Source organism: Fibrisoma limi BUZ 3, assembly GCF_000296815.2.
Lineage (GTDB): Bacteria > Bacteroidota > Bacteroidia > Cytophagales > Spirosomataceae > Fibrisoma > Fibrisoma limi.
On record NZ_CAIT01000009.1, the window covers coordinates 84,544 to 103,928 of the forward strand.

Consider the following 19,385-nt stretch of genomic DNA (forward strand, 5'->3'; position numbering starts at 1 on the left):
TTCGTTCCAAATTACTTTACATTAATAATCAACACTACCTTTCGGCCGCCAACGGTCAGTTCGACACTGTGCGGTCCGGTTGTCACACCGGTCAGGTCCGCTTCTGCATAGCCGCCAACCGTTTCAATCGCCAGGGGGTCCCGATCATCGATCTGGACAGTAACCGCTGTACCATTCGGTACCAACTGGTCCAGGCTTTCGGTCAGTGGGCCTATCCGTAGCAGGCGTCGTTTCTGATCAACCTGCACCGGTATGCGCTTCAGATTCTCAGGAAACGAAAGCGTCAGTACGTTACTTTTTCCCGCCCCGAAAACTGACGCGCTTATACGCATAGAGCCCTCATAGCCGGGGTTTTCCAACGACACTTCGGCCACACCCCGTAGCGTGTAGCCCTTGACGATGCGAACGGTTTTGTTGGGGTCCAGGCACTGAAACCGGACCAACGTTCCGTCCGACACCACATTGCCGTAGGAATCGGTCAACACATTTGTTCGCACCCGAAAGTTCTGACGCTGGTCAGCCAGCGGGGTGTAGTTCGATGCCTGGATGGTAAAATTGACCGGAAACCCGGGCACCTCCAGCAATTCTTTCTCCTTACCCGATACGTTCTCGGCCCGCACCCCGACAATAGTTTTCCCCGTACTGGTCTGCGCCGTAATACGCTGATACGCTACCAAATGGTGCGTCTGCGCCATTCGTTCGTCACGTTGTCCATTCGGCCGCAGAAACCGAAACTGCACCGGCGTCGTAGCTTTTACGGGGTTCCCCAGGCTATCCGTCGGGATGGCCGTAATCATAGACCAATGCTGCCCATCGGCCACAATCGACTTGGCGCCGAGGTAGAGGTCCAACGGCTGGGCGGTTTGCTGGGGAACAACCCGTACCGTTTGCGTCCCTACCAGGGTATTCCGATGCCAGACCCGTAGCACCTGAGCGCCCGAGCGGGCAGTCCAGGCAACCGGCAAAGCCACGTTCAACGCGGCACCATCCACCGGCTGCGCCATTGTCTGCGTTCCCCATCCACCCTGCCAGGACAACATTATTGATTCCCCCAGATTAATTCGCTGGGTTTTGATCTGAACTGTCAGCGGCTGACCGGCCACCACCGAATCGGGTACAAGCAGCGTCACCGAACCCGCAGCCACCTGCTGCGGAGGATCATCGCAACCCGTCAGCAGGGCCACACACAGCCAACCGTATCTTGCGAATCGCTTCATTCCCCGATGTATGAGTTGACCACAAACTGAACAAAGCCGTGCAACGTTGGAATCAACTCCGATCGATCCGCGTTGGTATACGGCGGTCGGAACGTTTCCTGCGGCAGTCCATTCACGAAAAACTGCGACGATCGCCCTTCCTGAATACGTTCTATATGCTGAAGGTCCGGCAGCGGCATCGCAAACGTCTCCTTCCGCTGCGGCCGAACCCCTTCCTGCAAAAACCGGTGATCCACCCATATAATGCGCTGGGCACTGTCGTAAGTCGCCATCAGGATCTGCGGCACGCTGATTTCGAGCGTACCCTGGTTGCTGATCTGCCCCGTTGCGAGTTGCTGATCTGATACTGATACCTGCTGAATTTCAGCATCGCGGTAGAGGTCTTTGTCGGCCACCACCGCCCGCGCAAAGACCTTGAACGTAACTGGCTTACGCTCAAATTTGAACGCCGTAAATTCATTGGGATTGAACTGCCCGGGATTCTTGTCGTCTTCTTTAACCCAGGCCGTTTCCTCGAAATCAACCCGGAACGGAATAATTTCCTTGGGCAAGACCTTGTGCGACGTAGTGTATTTGGCGTTGTAGCTCACCAGCATCCGCCCCCGCCGATCAAACAATTGCGCTTCGATGGTAACGTGAGCCGGTACGTAGTCGGTGTTTTGTAGCTCACCAACAACAACGTAACGGTCCTGAAACCGCACCAGACTGGCCGACAGGATGTACATCTCCGGGCGATCCATGATATCTTCGTGCAGGGTCGTGGCCGTCGTTACGGTTCGTTTACCCTGATTCCGCATGGCCGGTACGCCTTTGATCAGAAACTGATCGGGGGCCGTGGCTGCCGGGGGGGCCGACGGCATAATCCACCACTTGCCATCCCGCTCAACCAGTTCGTGTGGGGTTTCGACAATGTATTCATCCAGCGGAGTAACGTATTTCTGCGTAACGACCGCCTTGACCCGGTTTCCGATTCGCTCTTTCACGCGAACAGCCATCGAATCGAGCTTACTATACGATGCCACCAGGCCATCGCGAACGGAGAGCTGCAGGATGTATTCGTCGAAGCTCATCGTCGGCTCGAAGTAGTTGTATGCTTCGCGGAAGTATTTGAAATCAAGAGCGTTGTAATACGCTTTTAAGGTTGACTCGGGTGTTTTCTGCGGAAACGGCTCGGAGTTCTTCAGCCAGACAGCCGCCAGCAGCGCAACCACGCCCATCAGCCAGGTTATCCAGATGAGCCGCTTGCCCGGCAGGATACGGATCAACAACGTACTCATCAGATACGGCTGCTGTATCAATTTCCCGGCGCGTTTGCGCTCCCGGAGCAGATCGGCAAGGTACGTCTGCGCCGGGAATCGGTACAGGCGACTTCGGAGCGAGGTATATACCCAGACAATCACCATCATGGCCAGCGCCGACAGGGGCAGGATGCCCCACATCAGTTTCTGATACTTCGGCATATCCTTGCTCGGCAGGAACGACGGCAACGGCGGTACGTCCTGTTTCTGCCAGACCAGAATACCATTTTCCAGCCGCTGCACGCGCTCCCACCCGGCGAAATACAGCATGGGGTCATAGAACTTGTCGTTCGAAAAAATAAACTTGAGGTGGTATTTTTCCGGTACGGTCAGAAACTGCTGCAAGGAACCAATCCCCTGAATACCTTTGAATTTAGCGTTTTCGAGCCGCTCGATGGGTGTTACGGTCAATTCGATCACCCGACGGGCCGAGTGGTAGTTGCCGTCGATGGACAGGGCTGTAGTCTGCGCCGAGAGCCAGGCCATCTGGTCGCCAAAGCCGAGCGTCAGAAACCGCCAGCGGCTGTGCATGTCGCGGTCCAGAAAATTCAGAATTGGCTGTACGTCGATGGGTTTGGGTTGCAGCGGACGAATCCGGCCAAGATTGACAATAAGCACTGTGGTTAAACTGACCGCAGCAATCAGACCTCCCAGCAGCAGCCGGTAGCGCCACCGTTGCCCGCGTTCGATCAGCGTTTGCCGCCAGTCGCCTTCCAGTAACCGCTGAAACAGTTCGCCCACGAACGGAATAGCCAGCACCGACGCCCAGAACGTAAAGCGATCGAGGGTCAGAATATCAAATGCGTTGGCCCCCAGAATCTTCTTCGGAATTGGGGTTGTGCCGCCCGTTCCCAGCAGCAGCAGCAAGGAAAACGACAGCGCCATGAACAGATTCCGACGGATGTAGAGCCGCCGGAATACGTACGGCAGCAACAGCAGCGTAGTGCCGAGTGGTATCAGGAAAAACATCAACCCCGACGATGGTACGTTGATGAACGAATCGCGTGACCCGTGCGGAATCGGCACCTGCGTAATCGGGTCGGTTTTCGACCAGTACCAGTACGGAAAGATAATCGTGACCATCAGCACGCCCACCCCAACGCCAAAAATGATCAGGTATTTGAGTCGTTTGAACACAATCCCGATCAGCCGCTGAACCACCTTAACCAAATTACCACTCGGCCCGACTTCGTCCAGCAGCGCCACACCAATCATTGGTACGATAAAGAATACCATTCCGAAGAGAGTGGTAACATGATGAGATGCTACGGTTACCCCCAGCAGCGACCAGGCCCGGAATAACCGTGGCCATTCGAGAGTACGAACGTAGGTGTAAACCTCGGGCAGAACGTTGGTGAGGCAGGCGATTCCGCACAGGGTTGGCAGTTGGCCGTAGATGTGAATCGTCTGAACGATGCTGGAGGCAAAAACCGCGAACAAGGCGGCATACCCAGCCGCCTGCTCCGACACCCACAGGCGTGAAAACCGGTAAATACCCAGCACGAAACCGCTCACGGCAAGCAGGACCACAATGGCAAACCCGAATTTAAGTCCACCGATAAAAGACAGTAAGGCAATGAGTTGATGTGCCAGGGGCGGGTAGCTTGTGATGGTAAAACCCGTATACCAGCGATACTCCCAGGGCTCGAACCACGACCGGGCGTAGTGATCGGCAAAGAAGATATGCACATATGCGTCGTAGGTTCCATCGAGCGTGAAGAACAACGCCGAGCCGTGGAAACACAGAACCAGCAATAAGGCAATCTTTACTAATGTGGTTGATTTGGGCATTCGTCAGGTATCACCATTCTCCATCAGGTAGTGCAAAAATAGTGCTAAGCCACGTAGCGCCGGCAAGTTACCAAAAACTGCGACCTGATTAACTCAAGACAAAAACTACCAAAAAACCGCCAGTTTACGCAGTTCATCGAATACTCGCCATACACCGGGCAAAACGAAGCCAACTTTGTCTCAACGAAAACGCAGAAGAAACAAAACATTAGCCCATCTAACTCCATGAAATTCGGTATCGTAATCCCCTGCTACAATGAAGCTAATCGGTTGAACGTCCAGGCTTTTACCGCTTTCGCTAACCAGAATCCAGACTACCAGCTCTGCTTCGTCAACGACGGCAGCCGCGATAATACGCTGGAGGTCCTCGAATCCCTGCACCAAACCAACCCTGACCAGATTACAGTGTTCGACTGCCCCAGAAATGGTGGTAAGGCTGAAGCCGTTCGGCAGGGGGTACAATACCTGTACGACAACACGAACCTGAATTACATCGGTTTTCTGGACGCTGACCTGTCAGTAAGCCTGGAAGACTTTACCGAGCTGGCCGAAACCCTGGCCCGCGATAACAGTCTGAAAATCGTTTGCGGATCACGGGTGAAGCGGCTTGGTGCCGAAATCAGCCGGAACCTGAAACGCCACATCATCGGCCGGACGATGGCTACCCTCATCAGCACGCTGTTGCAGATGCCGTTCTACGACACGCAATGCGGTGCTAAAATTTTCCACCGCTCGCTGGTACCGGTTGCGTTTGGCGAGAAGTTCCAGAGCGCCTGGCTGTTCGACGTCGAGATGTTCTTCCGTATGAAGCAGTACTACGGCCTGAACCCAGCCATGAACATGATCTACGAATTTCCCCTGCGTCGCTGGATTCACATGGAAGATTCAAAAATTGGCGCCAGTGATCTGTACAAAATTCCGGTTCATCTGCTGCGCATCGATTTCCACTACCAGATTCGTCCCCGGCTGCAGGAGTTCCGTCTTCAACTGGTTCCCCAGGCTGTTTAATCCGTACACTTTACTACGTCTAAGAAACTGATTATTAATCCGGATATTTCACAAATTCAGAAAGCAGACGATAGATAACTTTACTTCATCCCCCCAATTCATCCCGGCCATGCGGTTGCTAGACAAACCGCTGAATATACCCCGACAGCGATTCGCCTTCTGCCAAACCCAGTTTTTTGCGAAGACGATAGCGTGATACCCGCAGGCTGTCGGGCGAAATGGCCAGCATCGTTGCAATATCGGCTGAGCTCATATTCATCTTCAACAAAGCGATTAGTCGCAGGTCGGTAGCGGTCAGATCGGGGAAGTGACGGGTCAGGTTGCTGAAGAAGTTTGGGTGTACCTGATCGAACGTAGTCCGGAAGTCGTCCCAGTTTTTATCCTGGCTGAAACTCTGCCCGATTTTTTGCACCAGTTGTTTAAGTTGTTTACGCTGGTCCCGTTTGTCGTCTTTCAGAATCGTATTAAGATCGCTTTTCAACTCTTCCAGTACCTGATTTTTCTGAATCAGATGCAGCGTATGCGAGGTTAATTCCTTGCCTTTCAATTCCAGTTGGTACCGCAGGTTTTCTTCCGCCAGTTGTTTATTGGTCAATTCAACCTGCATCAATTCGTTCTGGGTGCGAAATATCTCCTGATTCTGCTGATTCAGGGCCTGTTCATTCCGAATCTTGAGTCGCTGCCGACTGATAATCACCGCCCCCAGCACACCAATCAACACCAGTACCAGCACCGCCGTTACGGTCAGGATAACGTTCATACGCTTCTCGGCGCTTAGTCGGGCAATCTCGTTGTCCTTCTGCTCTACATCGTACAGCGTTTGCAGCAGCGCAATCTGCCGGTTATTATCGGTGGCGTAGATCTCGTCGGTCAGGTCGTGGCTTAGCTCGAAATAGTGATAGGCGCTATCGTGCCGGTTCATCAGTTGGTACGTTTTGCCCAGATCGCGGTAGGCACCGTTCAACTGGTATTTTTCCCCTTTCTGCTCCGCCAGTTTCTTCACCTGATCATAAATATCCAGCGCCTGCCGATAGCGGCCGGTTTTCCGATACAGATCCCCCAGGTTATTGACAATTTCCAGCCGCCCAATTTCATCGCGGCTCTGGTCGCTCATCGTCAGGGCATTCTGGTAATAATACCGGGCCGAATCATACAGCGCCCGATCCTCGTAGATGCTTCCCAAGTTCTCGTAAATCTTCGATAGGCCAACCGGATCTTTTATGGCCTGGTAGTTGGCCAGCGCCAGTCGCTGATAATGGAACGCCTGGCTGAGGTCTCCTTTCTTTTCGTAAAGATGCCCGATGTTGCCATACGTCCGGGCCATGCCCTGCTGGCTGCGAATCTGCCGGTACATGGCCAGCGCTTCGTCAAATTGCTTACGGGCCAGGCTGCTCTGCCGATTGTAATAGTAGACCGTTCCGAGTTCGTTCAGGTTGCGGGCCAGCCGGTCGGGTACGTTGGCCGTCCGGAATATTTTCTGAGACTGCAACAGGTAGTTGATCGCCTGTGAGTAATTGCCCTGGTGGTAGAAAAGCAGGCCCAGTTGCTGAAGATAATCCCCTTCGGTCAGTCGGTCGTTCTCTGCGGCAGCCTTCGCCAGCGCCTGCTTGATCAGCAGATAGGCCGAATCCGGGCGCTGCCGCGCCAGTTGTTCAATCCGCGAAACGGTTGGTTCGGCGGTGGTAGCCTGCGCACTACCCGGCATGGCCTGCATGAGCCATACCAGCAAGATAAACCAGCGGCTAACGGGCACCTTGTTTAGCAGCGGATCTGCCGAAAAAATAGGGCAAAAGGGTCGCATTGTACATTAATTCACTGCATGAAGATAGGCAGTAGCCGGGATTTGGAACATGAAGTTTTTGTGAAGTCCACCCCATTGACCTGAGACGTGGGTAATGAAGCATTGACTGGAAATTTGATAATTCTCAGATACAATAGGCTCCATTGCGGTTCGCATCCCTTAATTTTACAAGACGGTCTGCGTCCGGCGCGGGCCTCTTTGCTTTCCTGTATTGTATGAAAAATCTGGCTTTTCTCTTCCTGCTCCTGGTCGGCTTACCGGCCCTTGCCCAGCGGCAGGCGCAGCAGCGCACTTACTGCAACCCGATGGATATCAGCTACCGGTATAATTTCGAGCAGTTGAACGAGAAGATTTCCTATCGTTCCGGTGCCGACCCGGTCATCATCAACCACAAGAATGACTATTACCTCTTCGTGACCATACAAGGCGGCTGGTGGCACTCCAAGAACATGGTCGACTGGAAGTACATCGTTCCCAACAAATGGCCGATGGAGGATATGTGCGCCCCGGCAGCCCTGTCCGTTCGCGATACGTTGTATCTGTTTCAGTCGACGTTTGAACAGCGCCCCATCTTCATCTCTACCGAGCCCGAAAAAGGCAAGCTGATCTTTTATAATCGCTGGATGCCCCGGTTACCGAAAGACATCGGCCCCTGGGACCCGGCACTCTTCCACGACCCCGACACGGATAAATGGTTTATGTACTGGGGGTCGTCGAACGTGTACCCCATCTTTGGGGCTGAACTTGATAAAAGCCGGAATCTGACCTACGTCGGCAATAACCCGGCCGCGGCCTACAAAGCCATGTTCTGGCTTGACCCGTATCAGCACGGTTGGGAACGTTTCGGGCCGAACCACTCCGATCCCATCAAGCCCTTTACGGAAGGTGCCTGGATGACCAAGCATAACGGCAAATACTACCTGCAATACGGTGCGCCCGGTACCGAATACAACGTCTACGCCAACGGCACCTACGTCGGCAAGGATCCGCTGGGACCGTTCGAATACGCGCCGTATAACCCAATTGCCTACAAACCCGGCGGCTACGCCACAGGCTGCGGCCACGGCAATACGTTTCAGGATAACTTCGGCAACTACTGGAATACCGGCACGACCTGGATCGGTGTTAACTGGGGTATGGAACGGCGGATTGTGATGAACCCGGCCGGTTTCGATAAGGACGATCAGATGTACGTCAACACCCGCTTCGGCGACTTTCCGCACTTTTTGCCGACCCAAAAAGTAGATACCCGCCCTGGATTGGGCCGCCCTGGACAGTCAGAAAATGATCTGTTTACGGGCTGGATGCTGCTGAACTACAAGAAACCTGTGACGGCATCGTCGACGACCGATACGATGCGGGCCGAACTGGTGAACGATGAAAACCCGCGTACCTTCTGGGCGACGACCAAAAACAAACCCGGCGAAACCCTAACCGTTGATTTGCAGCAGGAGTGTGACGTTCGGGCGGTGCAGGTCAACTACTTCGACTACAAGCAAACCATTTTCGACTCCGATTCGACGGTGTATACCCAGTTCAAAATTCTGACCTCCCGCGACGGCAAAAAGTGGGACGTAGCCGCCGACCTGACGAAGGAGCCGAAACGAGACCATGCCTGTGCCTATGTCGAACTGGAAAAGCCCGCCCGCGCCCGCTACGTTCGCTACGAGCACGTGTATGTTGCCGGACCCACGCTGGCCATCAACGGGCTGCGTATCTTCGGAAACGGCAGCGGCAAAGCTCCGGCAACGCCCGGCAAATTAACCGTTAAGCGCCAGAAAGACCAGCGTAACGCCGATCTCGCGTGGGAGAAAGTGCCCGGGGCCGTAGGTTATAACATCCGGTGGGGCATTGCGCCCGACAAATTGTATCAGACGTACCAGTTCTGGAACGACCAGCCCAATACGTTCGAACTGCGGGCGCTCAACGTCGGGGTGCCGTATTATTTCGCCATTGAGGCTTTCAACGAAAACGGCGTTTCAACTCTCAGTGCCGTCGTGGACGATCAGTCGGGGCTGGCCAAAAAGTAAGGTTTGTAACGCGAACGGATCAAAACACAGGTCTGTTCGCGTTTCTCACTACGTAATTTGTCCGGAAGCCAATCACCTTATGCCATTCACATTCCGCAATGACCAACCCGACGTAGCCCTTGCCGTGTTACGTGAGGTTGGCCAATGGCTCGTCGACAGCCAGCAAACCCTGTGGGAAATCGATACGCTCACCGCCGACAACCTGATTGATACGTACACTGAGGGCAATTTCTACGTCATGTACAACGATGACGAGCCGGCCGCTGTGTTCATTCTTCAGTGGGAAGATCCCTTGTACTACGGCGACGTTCCGGCTGGTACGGCCGGATTCATTCACAAAGTGGCGATTCGGCGGCAGTTTGCCGGGCAGGGTCTGTTCGGTCCCATCATCGAGTTCTGCAAACGGCAGTGTCTGGACCGGGGCATTCGGGAGATCCAGTTAGAAACGGACGCAACCCGGCCCGCCCTGATGCAGTTTTATGAACGAAACGGGTTTCAGCCAACCCACCAGCGACCGGTCCAGGAATTTGGCCAGACGTTTCTGTGTCAGTATTACGTGCTCCGGTTTTAGTTCGTCAGCCAGACCGATTGGTGGTCTGGCCACTGCCTTTTTACAATCATCAACATGTTCAATGACCGCCGGTTACTGCTGATTTACACCATCGTTCTTATTGATGTCATTGTCGGCTCGGCCATTGGACCGATCATGCCGGAGTTTGTCAAGGGCCTGCCCAACCCGCAGTTGTGGCTCTCGGCCGGTACCGCCCTGTTTCTGGGGATGCAGTTGTTCTCGGCTCCCCTACTGGGTAAACTCGCCGATGGCTACGGTCGACGGCCCATTGTCATCATCTCGGCCATCGGTACGTTTGCGGCCGATTGTCTGCTGCTGCCCGTCCGGGTTGGTTTCTACTTCGCCAATCGGCTGAGCGACGGAACCACCAACGGCATGTACGCGGCTGTCCGCTCGGCCATCACCGACATTTCACCGAAAGACCAGTTGTTCAAGAATCTGGGCATCGAAGGCGCGATCATCTCGCTCGGGTTTGTGGTGGGGCCAATGGCATCGGGTCTGCTGCTGACCACCTTCGACGTAGTGCCTAAAGACCAGGCTGCTTACGTGACGATCATGGCCGTAACGCTGTCGGGTATCAACATGCTGTTGAGCTGGGGCTTCCGCGAAACCCACGCCAATCCGCCCGGCATAAGTCGCCAGGCACTTAAAGGAGAGCTGATCAACGCCCTGAATGTCCAGCGGTTGTGGGCTCGGCTTTCTGAAAAAAGCCGGCGCTACCACGGGCTCAAACAACTGGTGCTGATGCAACTGGCCCTGACCTTCAGCACCGGCTACTACAACTATTTTGTAGCGTATCTGAGCGTTGGTCAGTTGCACATGGACGCTAAATCCATCTCATACACCTTCATTTATTTTGGCCTGCTGAGCATCGTTATCAACTACATTTTCTACACCTACATTGCCGACCGCATCAACCAGCGCCGGGCAATCTTCTGGTTTGCCGTGCTGGGCACCCCAACCCTGGCTGCTTACGGATTGGTCGGTACGTCGGAGGTGATGTTCTACGTAGTGCTCACGATCGATTGCCTGACCCTATCGCTGATTCAGGGGTTGATTGAAGGATTGATGGCGCAACTCACCACCGACGAAGATCGGGGCGAAATTTTCGGCATCAATCAGGCGATGCAGGGATTAGGTAGTTTCGCTACGACGCTTATCTTCGGAGCCATTTCGCTGATCGACCTGCGGCTGCCATTCGCGTGGTTTGCCGGCTGCCTGATGCTATTGACCTGGCTGGCCGCCCGGCAACTTAGACGCCCGGTTGCCCTACCAATTACCTGACTATAAACCTGTCTAACAACCCTGACCAATTGGTATGCGCCCCTCTCTTTTCGTTATTGGACTGGTATTGCTTGCGTTGAGTTGCCAGCCCGATCAGCCACCGGCCGAGCCACCACAGTACAACGTACCAACGGACATTGAACCGTTTGTTCAGGCGTTTCGGGACGAGGCCCGGCAACGCGGCCAATCCGTCGCGACGGACAACCTGATCATCCGGTTCGGGGCCGTTTCGGACAAGGATGTGTGCGGAGAATGCCTGCTACAGTCCAACAAAACGCCCGTTATTACGCTAAGCAACGATCCGCTCTGCTGGCAGCAGATGAATGCCCAGGAACGCGAATGCCTGGTGTTTCATGAACTGGGGCACTGCGTGTTGAAGCGGTTGCACAAGACGGATCGCTTTCCGAACGGCGCCTTCGTGAGTCTGATGAACCTCAACGATGTCAGCGTGTATGCTACCTGCCGGTACCCCATCGGCAACGATGACTGCGATAAACGCCCGCGCCGGTCGTACTACATCGACGAACTGTTCAACCCCAATACCCCTGCGCCGGCCTGGGCGAAGTGATTCTTGCCTTACTGCACCCGGATTTGCTGAACGCTGACAACCGGCTGCCCGTCGGTCGTTACGCCCTGGATTACGACCCGCAGGGTGCGTACTACGTCCGATACGGGAAACGCCAGCATAGCCCGCCCCTGTCGATCTGTCTGCACAATGGGCTTCCAGTACAGTACATCCCGGCGGTCGATGGGCGACTCCTGATCTGTTGTAGTAGGCGGATCGGCAGGCAGGTCGTAGCGTGGTAGGTAGAATTCGCGCTGCACGGACGAAAACCCGAGCAAGGTCAGTGGCTGAGCCGACGATGATGTTGATGCGCTGGCCTGACCTGGACGCCAGCGTTTGGTATAGAACGCAATGACCCCATTGCCACCCCGAACGCCGTAGATACCGGTTGACCCGCCGTTTTTCAAGACCTCGATACGTTCGATGTCGTTCGGATTAAAGCTGAGTAGTTCGGTTCCCTCCTCGCCAGTAACCGGTGTGCCATCGATCAGGAATAACGGCTGGTTACTCGACAGAAAGCTACCAATTCCGCGAATGATCACCGAATAACCGGCTCCCGCCGACACGGATTGGGTCTGGGAAACGGTCACACCGGGCACCTGCCCCCGAAGCATCTCGTACAGGTTGGGGTAGCGCATAGAGTTGTCGTCGAACAGAATGGTAGCGTCGGCCGACCCGTGCAAACTTCGTCGTTTAATATCATCCGGTCGGTCCTCAATCTTTCTGGCCCGGATCGTTACTTCTTTCAATTGTCTTGCGGTTTTGTCGCGATACGTACCGGGATCAGCCCCCTGACGCAGCCGGGCCGCTTCGAGTTGCGACCGTAAGGTTGACCAGTTTGCTACGGTATCGCCCCCGCTTACAGGCCATTCCTTACCAACTCGTTCCAGAATCAGTCTCGCTTCCTTAGCGGGCAATGGCTTCAACTGGCGGTCGGTGAGTTGAGCCACGACGCTGATCGTATCCGAAAAGACCATACCACCAACCCTAAACTGCCCATGCTCATCGGCCCCCGCCGAGCGCACAAATGCCTGCCCTGGCCGGGTGGAAGCAACAACGATCTGCGTACCCGGAAGCGGTTGCCCCTTTGCCGAAACGACCCGTCCCACGACTGAAATACCACCGGGCTCCTGCCCAATGGGCGGAGGACTGCTCACTCGTCGCCAGCCCTGGGTCATCAACAGATCATCAAGTGCCCGGCGCGTGTCGGCCGACGTAGCCTTAAAATAAAACCCGGGCTGTTCTACCCGACCACGCAGATCGCCCGTGAGCAACAGATGCGCCCGTATGTCGGCCGTAGCCGTGTCGTCGGGGATCTGCGCCACATCCGTGATCGACGCCGACAATGCCGCTACGGCCGGCAAATCGGCATCGTCGGTTAGTTTCAGATTGAGCGCCAGCCGTTCTCTTGGCTGATAGCGACTTTTGTCAGTCGTTAGCTTCACCTGAATGGGCGGCAGGCGCTCGGGAATAAATACCAGCCGCTCGGCCTGCGCTTTGGCCTGCTCACTGAACAGCGTAATCTGGTTAAGCCCGGGCGGCAACGTCGCGGCAGGCACCACCAGTCGGGCCAGTCCCTGCTGCAACTGCACTTTCTGACTATATACCAATTGCCCCCGGCTCTGGATTAATACGTAAACCGGTTCGGCTGCGTGGTTGCTCGTTCCGGCAATCTGTAGTGAAAGCCGACTGCTATCACTGACCACATCGGCCATCAGCGAAAACCCGTCGGGATCGACCGGCGGCAACGGTACACGCTGGGTTGAATGTACCGACTGAATTTCAGCCCGGTAGGTCTGTCCCGGAGCAGGCATGATCGACACGCTGCCCATCCCTAACCGGCTGGTCGTGAAACGGATTACTTCACGACCGGTTGAGTCCAGAATCCGGCCGGAAACGGCTTGCCCGTGCCCATCAGTACTAACCACTTTAATGCCCAAACGAGTAGATAACCCAGCCACCCAGCGCCCTCCTTCGGGCAAAAACTGTACATCCGGAGCTTTGGGCAGGTTAGCCATAGTGGCTGGTACGTTCGGGCTCATCATCAGGTTATACACGGCCACCGACCGTTCGTAGGCCGGGCGGTGCTGCGTATCATCTTCATCCGTATAAGCCCGCAGTCGATACGTACCCGTTGCGAGCGAATCCGACAGGCGGAAATTACCGACAGCCCGACCATCGACGATACGTATCCATTGATGCTGAACCACATTACCGGCCGGAGTGAGCAGGTCAACCTGTAGGGCCGCTTCGCCAACGGGCAGCCGTTGGGTCGCGGCATCGAACAGGTAGGCGCTGAACCAGATCCGATCGCCGGTGGCATAGAACGGCTTGTCGATGTGCAGAAACGCGCCCGGTGCCAGTGTCCGAAATTGCTCGTTGAACCGCTCGGTCAATCGGCCCAGCCTAGCATCGGGTGGCAACAACTGCCCCTGAGCAAGTTCGGCACCTTGAACAGCCCCCGCCGGTTGCGTTTTCTCCGGTTGCCAGTCGGCGGGCAGCAGCGTCGACAGCCGATCGTCGGCCAGCGACCCCTGAATCTCCATTCCCCGTGGTGACGTCACCCATCCATCAACGGTAATGTCCATCTGGCGATTTGGCAGCCAGAGTTGCGAATAAGCGTAACGGGCATCCCGATAAGGCGAATAAGGCGAGGTGTCTTTAGTGTATAAAATTGCCAGCGGCATCGACGACACCAGCCGACGCTCAAACGACAGTTGCCCGGGTTGAATGAGTTCGTTTAGCTTCAGCGGCAGCAGATGCCGGTTAATTTCCCGGTATAGCGACGCAGGGCCGTTGATGGTCAGAATAGGCAGGTTTGGATTCTCCTGATACACCAGAAAACCCTCCTGTTCGTAGGTACCGGCCACCAGGCTGGTCAGCAGATGGCGCAGCGATCCGTCGTAGGCCCGCATCCGGTTGCGACGGTACCGGGTGGCCTGTCGTTCGTCGGTGGTCGGTAGTTCCTCGAATCGGGATGAACCACCGTAGTACACACGTCCCTGGTGCGTATCGAAGTGGATCAGATCATAGCGCAGCCGATAACCAAGCGCCTGGTTCTCGATGATCAGTGGTTCGCTGGCGGTTGCTCTCAGATGGCCGTTTTCTTCCGTAAAACTGACGGCGTATTCGTTGGTGATCACGCACTGACTGGCAAACGGCTGGCCCAGCAATTCCTGCCGGAATCGACGGAACTGGCGCTGCCACTCCTTGTCGGTCCGCCGGGCTTTAACCGTTACGTCCGACAGCACCTGACCGGTACTTTTCAGGTCGAACTGAACCGTCACGGGCTGGTTATTATTGAGTCGGATGGTGCGCCGGATGGTTTCATACCCCACGTAGGAAGCTACCAGTTCGACGGTACCCAGCGGAAGATTTGACAGTTGGTACCTACCCTGCTCATCGGTCGTTGTGCCGCGTGTACTGGCGTTCAGGTATACGTTGGCGAACGGCAGGGGCTTGCCCGTAGCGGCATCGGTAACACGGCCCGACACGGTTCCGGAAGGAGTCTGGGAATAGGCGATCTGGTAAAGCCCACCTATGAGCCAGACTACCAACGCCATCACGAATCTGGAGCACCGCATACAGACAGAATCCCTTTGATTCACAAAGGCTTCGGGCGAATCAATTTACTGAAAAGTGGCCTTACACCTCTTCCAACTGCTCCATGGAGTAGGCAACGGCTCGTTCGGCGAACAGCGCTTTGGTAGCGGCCCAGGTGGTGCGAAACAGGTCACTCTGGCGGTAATTTTCCAGCGCATCCGGCGATTCCCACAGGCTGTAGGTAATGCGCACGTTCGGGTGATCCCAGTCGCGGAGGAGTTCAAGGTGCTCACAGCCCGGAAAACTCCGGATTTGCTCCTTCGAACTATCAAAAATCTGGTGAAAGTCAGGCAGCTTGTCGTCCTGAAAGGTCATGCGCACAAGGCGGATAAGCATACGGCGGTACTAAAAGGCGATAAAACAATGGAGTAGAGTCGCTCCCCAACCTTCAGGTTAGCCGGTTGGGGAGTGACCCACTGATTATACTAATTCCAGTTCGTCAAGTTCCTGATTGATAAACGAGATTTCGTCGGCCGACAGTTTTACATCGATGGCTTTGGCGTTCTGCGTGGCCTGATCTGCATTACGTGCTCCCACCAGCGCTACGGTAATACCCGGCCGGTCGATGGTCCAGCGAATGACGAGCTGGCTCAGCGACACATTCTTTTCGTCGGCCAGCGGCTTGATTCGTTGCAGGAAGTCGTTCGTTTCCGCGATGTTCGCTTCTTTGAAGAACCGGTAGTTAGCCCGGTGATCGCCCTCCGAAAACTGATGCCCCGGCTTAATCTTTCCCGTCAGCAAGCCGCGTTCCATGGGGCTGTAAGCCAGAATTGATTTCTTATGCTCAATACAATACGGCACCAGTTCGTCTTCGATGCCCCGGTTGATCATGCTGAACGGCACCTGGTTGGAGGCCAGTTTCAGCACCGTTTCGGCCTGTTGCATCTGAGCGACGTTGTAATTGCTAACGCCCGCCTGTCGGATTTTCCCCTGCTCAATCAGCCGCAGCACGGCCTCCATACTTTCCTCAATGGGCGTGGTTTTATTAGGCCAGTGCATCTGATACAGATCGATGTAATCCGTACCGAGCCGCTTCAGACTGTCTTCACACTCCTTGATGATGCTTTCTTTGGCAGCGTACCGGTAAATATCGATGTCGTTGCCGGCGTTGTCTTTGCTTTTAAAGGCAAAGTCGCCCTGGGTCAGATCCCAGCGCATCCCGTACTTGGTCAGGATCTGCACCTTGTCGCGGGGAATACCTTTGATGGCTTCACCCACGATTTCCTCGCTGGCCCCCTGTCCATAAACTGGGGCCGTATCGATGGAGGTTACGCCCAGATCATAGCTGGCCCGGATGGCGTTGATGGCATCACTACGCTCCGTGCCACCCCACATCCAGCCACCGGCCGCCCAGGCTCCAAATGTAATGGCCGATACGCGGACATCAGACTCGCCCAAATTTCTGTATTCCATATGGCTGTGTAACTAATCAGTTTTTTAGAGTAAAGCCCTAACTTTCTTTTTTGTTGCGAAAATGCTGATCGATACCGTTAGTTCAGTTTTTTCTTCAACTGGGCCTGAATGGCTTTGCCCTTGCTCAGAATTTCCTGGTACTCTTCCAAAAGCTCTTCCCGCGTACTCTGCCGAAGCAGCATTACGTTCTTAAATTCTACTTCGCCGGTCACGGCGGCCAGGTTTACTGGCTTACTGTTCATTCCCCCGACCAACGGCAGGCGATTTACCACATAAGGGCCTGCTATCGCATTGGTGGCGTCCAGTTCAGCACTTTCGACCTGTTCGATTGATGCATAATGCCTGTAATAATCGAAGAGTGCTTTTTTCAGCGATGCATCCGTGATTAACTGCATATTACCGGTGCTTGTCAGATCGAGGAAAGTGGCATTCTCGGCTATAAATCGGGGACGCTTAAACACAAACCGAACATCATCCAGAATCCGGTTGTAATTAGCCGGCGCAGCAGCCTGCTGCTCGGTAAGACTTCCCAACAGGCTGGCTTTCTGAATAATCTGCTTTGTTTCGGCAATTACTTCATCGAGTTGATTAAGATCCGTAACTACATCATTCGTCAGGCTTTTCAGGTACGCCTGCTCAACTTCCTGCTTGCGATTCTTCTCTTTCCATTCATCAAAGGCAAATGAGAGCGTAATACTGAGGATGATAACAACTATTTCCAGCATGTATTCCGGCCAGCGTTCCCGAAGCAACGTACCAATTTGTTTAAAAGGCCCCGGTCGTTTTTTTGCCGATTCTACGGCTGGTTGTTGTGGAGTAGGCTCTTGCTGAATATCCATGCCGTTATGAAAGCGCGCCGTAATACTAAGGAATCCAGCCGCTAAAGGAAAGTTGATAGTAACAACTACCTGACAAAAAACCAGCTTACTGGAAAATAAGCTGGTTTTTTGATTCAGCAAACCGATATAAACCTATCGCTTGGGAGGTCGCTTCACCTGTGGGCGGGTCGATGGGATGGCGTAACGCGTTTCTCTTTTGACCGTCCAGTCGGGTAATTTACGGGCCAGTTCGTACGCTGTGGCCTCTTCCACTTCGATCAGCAGCGTTTTCCGGCCCGAATCCAGCACCTGCGACGTATCCCGAATAAGGCGAAGGTCGTCCAGCGGGAACGGGGGTGTTCCCTTAAAGTTCAGTACGTATCGAGCCTGAGCCATATCCTTGATTGTTATCTGGTTACGAATCGTTTGCATAGGTAGCAAACAAACTTTAGACAAACAACATCCCGGTCCCCTCAAAAGTTGGCCCAAACCCCAGCGACTGCACGTTCGTGGCCAGCAGCCGGATCATCGCTTCGGCACGGGCCGCATTCCGGGGCATGCTCAGAATGGCCGACTCGGCCGAGAGCAACCGGGCTGCTATGCCCGCAGCCATGGGACAGGCCATGGACGTACCACTGAAGGGGGCATACCCACTCGGCACCGTCGACACGATGCCGACACCCGGCGCAATGAAGTCAACCTCGGGACCAATGTTGGAAAAAGCCGCTACGAAATTCTTTTTGTCAGTACCAAACGGAGCCGCTACGTTCGGCGCATCGGTTGTGTTAGCCGGGAACGTTCCTTTCCGGCCCATAGCCCCCACAGCCAGCGACAGGGAGAACGAAGCCGGAAAGCTCACCGGTTCGCGGCCGTCGTTGCCGGTAGCCACAAAGCAGATGGTACCGTTTTCGTGCGCGAACGTAATGGCGTCCTCAGTTGCGTCGTCGGGTGAGCCACCGCCAAGACTCATGTTAATAATGTCGCAGCCATCCGCTACGGCCTGCTCAATGGCTTTGATAATGGCGAAATTCGACGCGCCCTCACTGTCCCGCCCAAATACGCGGTACACATACAGGTCAACATCCGGTGCTACACCCCGCACACCCGTCGGGGGCGTTCCGCGGGCGGCAATGATCCCCGCTACGTGAGTACCGTGTTCGTCAACGTCGGCAAAATCGGCTGGGTCTTCGCCCGTTACGGTGCTGGCGCCCCCGGCAACCACCAGATCCGGGTGTGGCCCCGTTCCGGTATCAATTACGCCTACTTTCACCCCTCGTCCGGCGGGTTCGTCCTCCGGTCCTGCCGGGTAGAAAAAACCTTTCGCATCCGGTACGTCGAGCTTAACCGGCTGTAGTTGGAGCACATCGTTATTTTTTAGCGTAATGTTCTTTCGCCAGAGACTCCACAGACCGGCCTTCGGATAAACGAAGAGTTGTTCAAGCGTACGATTGCCTACATTTCTGAACCGCACTACGCCCTGTGCATCGGACGTAGCCTGTTCGCCTTCGCGCTGCTCGAAATCCGTAAACGCCACCACGATTGCGCCCGCTACCGGCCGATTCGTACGAGCTTCCGTCAGCCGAATCCGTATGGATACCTGGGGCTGATTCGCCAGTGGGGTGGGTTTCCGATTAACTTCGTAACGCCACCGCTGCGGGAAGTAAAATACCTCCGGCACGATCCGCAACCCCGGTAGTTGTGCCCGGAGTTCAGGCAGGTCGCTTTCGGGCAGCCGAATCAGTTTCGCTCCCCGCGGACCACTGGTATCCAGCACTACGGCCTGTTGGGGCAGGTCGCTGTCCAGTACGTCGTCCAGGTGCGTATCAATTTTTAACCTGGCCAGGGTAGATAATGTGGCTGACACCGATGGGTCATCAGGAAACCGTACACCTGTTCTGGGTAATAGAATGTAGTGTTGATACGTGCGTTTAGCCATGTCAATACGTCTGATAGATGGGAGTGATGTTGCCTTTTTCTCGCCCCGAG

Annotated in this window: 14 protein-coding genes; 5 read left to right on the forward strand and 9 right to left on the reverse strand. The window is 54.9% G+C overall.

Going from position 1 to position 19,385, the window contains the following annotated elements; translation table 11 throughout:
• Positions 1-11 precede the first annotated feature (11 nt).
• Positions 12-1,217, reverse strand: a complete 1,206-nt coding sequence (locus BN8_RS19830) for a hypothetical protein (protein ID WP_040006374.1) — start codon at positions 1,215-1,217, stop codon at positions 12-14.
• Complete coding sequence (locus BN8_RS19835; protein WP_009283720.1) at positions 1,214-4,306, reverse strand: protein precursor; 3,093 nt, start codon at positions 4,304-4,306, stop codon at positions 1,214-1,216. The genes BN8_RS19830 and BN8_RS19835 overlap by 4 nt, the downstream gene beginning before the upstream one ends.
• Before the next feature lie 225 nt (positions 4,307-4,531).
• Between BN8_RS19835 and BN8_RS19840 the strand changes: the two genes are divergently transcribed.
• The gene (locus tag BN8_RS19840) at positions 4,532-5,314 is read left to right on the forward strand and encodes a dolichyl-phosphate beta-glucosyltransferase (protein ID WP_009283721.1); all 783 of its coding nucleotides are present in this window, start codon (positions 4,532-4,534) and stop codon (positions 5,312-5,314) included.
• 118 nt (positions 5,315-5,432) lie between these two features.
• Here BN8_RS19840 and BN8_RS19845 read toward each other — a convergent pair whose 3' ends face one another.
• Positions 5,433-7,115 (reverse strand): tetratricopeptide repeat protein, encoded by a 1,683-nt coding sequence (locus BN8_RS19845; RefSeq protein ID WP_009283722.1) that lies wholly within the window; start codon positions 7,113-7,115, stop codon positions 5,433-5,435.
• 215 nt (positions 7,116-7,330) lie between these two features.
• On the opposite strand from BN8_RS19845, the gene BN8_RS19850 reads away from it, so the two are divergent.
• The 4 genes from BN8_RS19850 to BN8_RS19865 all read left to right on the forward strand — a co-directional run bounded on the left by BN8_RS19850 (position 7,331) and on the right by BN8_RS19865 (position 11,568).
• Positions 7,331-9,145: a family 43 glycosylhydrolase gene (locus BN8_RS19850; RefSeq protein WP_009283723.1), complete on the forward strand. Its 1,815-nt coding sequence runs from the start codon at positions 7,331-7,333 to the stop codon at positions 9,143-9,145.
• A gap of 79 nt (positions 9,146-9,224) precedes the next feature.
• Positions 9,225-9,716: a GNAT family N-acetyltransferase gene (locus tag BN8_RS19855; protein WP_009283724.1), complete on the forward strand. Its 492-nt coding sequence runs from the start codon at positions 9,225-9,227 to the stop codon at positions 9,714-9,716.
• Positions 9,717-9,770: 54 nt separating this feature from the next.
• Positions 9,771-11,000, forward strand: a complete 1,230-nt coding sequence (locus tag BN8_RS19860) for an MFS transporter (RefSeq protein WP_009283725.1) — start codon at positions 9,771-9,773, stop codon at positions 10,998-11,000.
• A 34-nt stretch (positions 11,001-11,034) separates the two neighbouring features.
• Entirely contained in the window at positions 11,035-11,568 is a 534-nt protein-coding gene (locus BN8_RS19865) for a putative metallopeptidase (protein ID WP_009283726.1), read from the forward strand.
• Positions 11,569-11,576: 8 nt separating this feature from the next.
• Here the strand turns inward: BN8_RS19865 and BN8_RS19870 are convergent, their stop codons facing one another.
• The 6 genes from BN8_RS19870 to BN8_RS19895 form a co-directional block, all read right to left on the reverse strand.
• Complete coding sequence (locus BN8_RS19870) at positions 11,577-15,149, reverse strand: carboxypeptidase regulatory-like domain-containing protein (protein WP_009283727.1); 3,573 nt, start codon at positions 15,147-15,149, stop codon at positions 11,577-11,579.
• 61 nt (positions 15,150-15,210) lie between these two features.
• Positions 15,211-15,504 carry a putative quinol monooxygenase gene (locus BN8_RS19875; RefSeq protein WP_009283728.1) on the reverse strand — a complete coding sequence of 98 codons (294 nt, stop codon included), beginning with the start codon at positions 15,502-15,504 and terminating at the stop codon, positions 15,211-15,213.
• 84 nt (positions 15,505-15,588) lie between these two features.
• The gene (locus BN8_RS19880; RefSeq protein WP_009283729.1) at positions 15,589-16,581 is read right to left on the reverse strand and encodes an aldo/keto reductase; all 993 of its coding nucleotides are present in this window, start codon (positions 16,579-16,581) and stop codon (positions 15,589-15,591) included.
• 77 nt (positions 16,582-16,658) lie between these two features.
• Positions 16,659-17,420: a DUF6090 family protein gene (locus BN8_RS19885; RefSeq protein WP_009283730.1), complete on the reverse strand. Its 762-nt coding sequence runs from the start codon at positions 17,418-17,420 to the stop codon at positions 16,659-16,661.
• A gap of 132 nt (positions 17,421-17,552) precedes the next feature.
• Positions 17,553-17,831, reverse strand: a complete 279-nt coding sequence (locus BN8_RS19890; protein WP_009283731.1) for a hypothetical protein — start codon at positions 17,829-17,831, stop codon at positions 17,553-17,555.
• A gap of 16 nt (positions 17,832-17,847) precedes the next feature.
• Positions 17,848-19,335: a S8 family serine peptidase gene (locus tag BN8_RS19895; protein WP_009283732.1), complete on the reverse strand. Its 1,488-nt coding sequence runs from the start codon at positions 19,333-19,335 to the stop codon at positions 17,848-17,850.
• Positions 19,336-19,385 lie beyond the last annotated feature (50 nt).